The sequence below is a fragment of the Candidatus Thiosymbion oneisti genome, assembly GCF_900092655.1.
Lineage (GTDB): Bacteria > Pseudomonadota > Gammaproteobacteria > Chromatiales > Chromatiaceae > Thiosymbion > Thiosymbion oneisti.
This window is the reverse complement of record NZ_FLUY01001113.1, coordinates 1-3,440: the sequence shown is the minus strand read 5'-3', so window position 1 is coordinate 3,440 and position 3,440 is coordinate 1. Positions and strand designations below refer to the sequence as shown.

Annotated in this window: 4 protein-coding genes; 3 read left to right on the top strand and 1 reads right to left on the bottom strand. The window is 62.8% G+C overall.

Annotation, left to right across the window (positions count from 1 at the left end; genetic code table 11):
* The 3 genes from BQ17_RS22655 to ispA form a co-directional block, all read left to right on the top strand.
* Positions 1-209: hypothetical protein (locus BQ17_RS22655; protein ID WP_218068233.1), on the top strand; the 209-nt coding region annotated here is incomplete at its 5' end.
* A 20-nt stretch (positions 210-229) separates the two neighbouring features.
* Complete coding sequence (locus BQ17_RS11370) at positions 230-475, top strand: exodeoxyribonuclease VII small subunit (protein ID WP_089727147.1); 246 nt, start codon at positions 230-232, stop codon at positions 473-475.
* Positions 468-1,373, top strand: a complete 906-nt coding sequence (ispA, locus tag BQ17_RS11365) for a (2E,6E)-farnesyl diphosphate synthase (protein ID WP_089727145.1) — start codon at positions 468-470, stop codon at positions 1,371-1,373. Before BQ17_RS11370 ends, ispA begins: the two co-directional genes overlap by 8 nt.
* A 4-nt stretch (positions 1,374-1,377) precedes the next feature.
* On the opposite strand, the gene BQ17_RS11360 is transcribed toward ispA, so the two are convergent.
* Positions 1,378-3,246, bottom strand: coding sequence for a DUF294 nucleotidyltransferase-like domain-containing protein (locus tag BQ17_RS11360; protein ID WP_089727143.1), 1,869 nt, complete (start codon positions 3,244-3,246; stop codon positions 1,378-1,380).
* Positions 3,247-3,440 lie beyond the last annotated feature (194 nt).

Below are 3,440 nucleotides of genomic sequence, written 5' to 3'. Positions count from 1 at the left end.
CGTTCCCTACAAAAATAAAGAATCTTGTTAATCCTGAAAATCCTGTGAATCCTGTCCGATTGGAACTTTGCAATGAGTATCCAGAACTGGATCACTACATGTTGAGCACTACCTTAAACGCAAAGGTGCGTGCCGAGGACGGAAGCTGGCGTATCCTCTCGAGCGGTACCTGGCAATCTCCAAGCACTGGTTGGGACGAGTACCTGTAGCAACCCTCAGCAATGACCCAATGACCCACGCGGCAGACACCCAACCCCAAGGCTTTGAAGAGGTCAGCTTTGAAGACGTCCTCAAGGAGCTGGAATCCCTAGTCGATACCCTGGAACAGGGCGAGCTGACCCTGGAGCAATCGCTGGCCTACTTCGAGCGCGGCATCGAGCTGACCCGCACCTGCCGGAAGGTCCTGGACGCGGCTGAGCAGAAGGTCCGCATCCTTACCAATGAGTCGCCGGAGCCCTTCCAGGACCATGAGTGATCCACGCCTGCAGGCCTTTCTGGCCGCATGCCGGGAGCGCGTAACCTCAGCCCTCGAGGCCCAGCTCCCGGCACCGGAGATACAGCCCGAGCCCCTACACCGAGCCATGCGCTACGCGGTCCTCGGAACGGGCAAATACATCCGCCCGGCGCTGACCTATGGTGCCGGGCTCGCCATCGGGCTGGCCCCGGAGACCTTGAATGCCCCCGCCTGCGCCCTGGAGCTGACCCACGCCTACTCGCTGATCCACGACGACCTGCCGGCCATGGACGACGACGATCTGCGCCGTGGTCGACCGACCTGCCATAAGGTATTCGGCGAAGCCATGGCTATCCTGGCGGGGGATGCGCTGCAGACCCTGGCGTTTCAGATCCTGGCCTCGGATGATACCGTGCCGGGAGGAGCACAGGCCCGAACCGCCATGGTGGATACCCTCGCCCGGGCCGCCGGCTCCCGCGGCATGGCCGGTGGACAGGCCCTGGAGTTAAATGCTTTCACGTCCGGTCGGGAGCTTGACCTGGTTGCGCTGGAGAACATCCACATCCACAAGACCGGGGCCCTGATTCGGGCCAGCGTGCGCATGGCTACCCTCGCGCGCCCTGAGTTGGATCCTAAGTCCACGGACCACCTCGACCGCTACGCCAAGTGCCTAGGTCTAGCCTTTCAGATCCACGACGACATCCTGGATGTGGAGGGAGAGACGGCTGTAATCGGCAAGACCAGGGGCAAGGACCAGGCCCAAGGCAAGGCCACCTACCCGGCACTGTTGGGCCTTGCCGAGGCCCGCGCGCAGGCCCGCATGCTGGTTACCGAGGCGTTGACAAACCTGCAGGACTTCGACGAGCGCGCCGATCCCCTGCGCTGGATCGCACGTTACATCGTCGATCGGGATCGATAGAATATCAGGCAAAACGCGCTGCCTGATGGCGTTGTCCCAGGGCTTCCTGCATCGTGTTGATCAGGGCGAAGGCATCCTTGAGGTGACCGCGTTCCGGGGACGAGAGCTCATCCGGAGACAAGTAGTTATCCGCCTTTTGGCCGGCGCGGATTTGGCGTGCCTGGTGCCGCATGCGCAGGGTGCCGATGAGCTCCAAGGCGTCGATCAGATTGGCCGCACCGTCGTGACTCAAGGCCTGGACCTCTCCCCCCGCCTGCAGGCGTTCGATGGTGTTGATCTCCGGGATTCCGGCAGAGAGCGCATGTACCCGTGCCAGATCCACCACCGGCACCGTTCCGCGGTATTTGAGGTCGAGGGTATGGTCGTGCTCGCCGCCGCGGATGAGCACGAAATTGCGGAAGAAACCGAGCGGCGGCCGGTGCTTGAGGGCGTTAGCGGCCAGGTATGCGATGAAGATGCGGTTGGCACGGGAGTGTTCCAGCACATGCTGGTGCAGCTCTCCGAACAGCCCCCCCGGATCCTGCACCGGGCGCAGGTCGAAGAAGACATTGGCCAGCATGAGCGCCCTCGGCTCGGGGCGTTCGATCCAGTCCGTGAAGTACCTGCGCCAGATATGCAAGGGTTGACGCCACTTCGGGTTACGGGCCATTACGTCGCCTGGGCAATGGTCGTAACCACAGGCAGCGAGCCCCTCGTTCACGCGCTCGGCCAGGGCAGCAAAGTACTCGTCATCCTCAAGTCCGGCCTGATCGGCGATCAGCAGGGCGTTGTCTTGATCGGAGTGGGATGATTGCTCGCGGCGCGCCTGAGAGCCACCCGCCAGCCAGGTATAGGGTACCGGGGGCGGGCCGAGCTCCGCTTCCGCCAATTCCAGCAGGCGGGTGGTGAAGGCATCGGTCACGGCGCTGACCGCCTGGCCGACCTGATCCGCGGAGGCACCGCCGGTGACGAGGTTGACTTGCAGCTCCGGGACCTTGGTGCTGATCTGGACCAGGGTTGCGAGGTCCTGTGCCTTATAGATATCCCCCACCAGATAGACCGCATTGGCACTTTGGAAGCGCACCAGGTCGGAAGTGGACACGACGCCGACCACCTGGCCATCGTCCAGCACGGGCAGATGGTGTACGTTGAGCCGGGTCATGGCAATCAGGACCTGAAAGCCCAGGCTGTCTGCCTCGGTGGTGTGAAGGTTCTCCGTCATGATCTCGCGCACCGGGGTCCTATAGGACAGGCCGGCGGCGATGCACCGGCTGCGCAGGTCGCGATCCGTGATCATGCCGGCGAGACGCTCCCCCTCCATGAGAATCAGCGATGAGGCGCGCTGCTCGGTCATGATCCGCGCGGCATCCCGGATGCTGGTGTCAGGCGTGGCAGCAACCAGGGGATGACTGAGCAGATCCGAGACGCGGACGGTCATCCCTCCTACGCCGGTGGCCGATCCTTCCTTGATCCGGTGTAAGGCGTTGCGAAGGCGTTCGGCGACCCTGTACTCGAAGTGGTCGGAAAAGGCCCTGTGCTGCTCGCGTAGGCGATCTAAGTCCGCGCAGGAGATCAGATAAGCCAGGGTATCCTCGGCGGCACTGCAGGAGAAGAGGGGCTCAGAGTGGTCCTGCGGGCGGCAGCGCCACGGGAACAGGTCGCCTTCGGCGAGCTTGCCGACCAGCTCACCGTGCTCGTCGCGCAGGTCGATGGCACCGCGGCGCACGATATACAGATAGGATTGATCCACGTCATCCGGCGGACAGGGAGTGCCCCGACGGAAGTAACGCACCGAGAGCCGTCTGGGCAGTTGCCCCAACACCTCGTCGGGAAGCAGATCGAAGGGATGATGACTGGCGAGAAAATCGCGGATTTCGATAAGTTCTACGTCCATCGTGCCGTGACCCGACAAAAACTTTTTGGCTCTTTATGGATTCCGGACTGCCAAGGATCATGGGAGGGTACCAGCGGACGTTTTGGAGTGCGGCCTGTCTGCCGCCAGGCAGGCGGTAACCTCGCCTCGATGCTTACCGGAACCTCCAGCCCTGAGCATAAGCCGGGGGTCGGCAAGTGGCACCATCCTGCCGC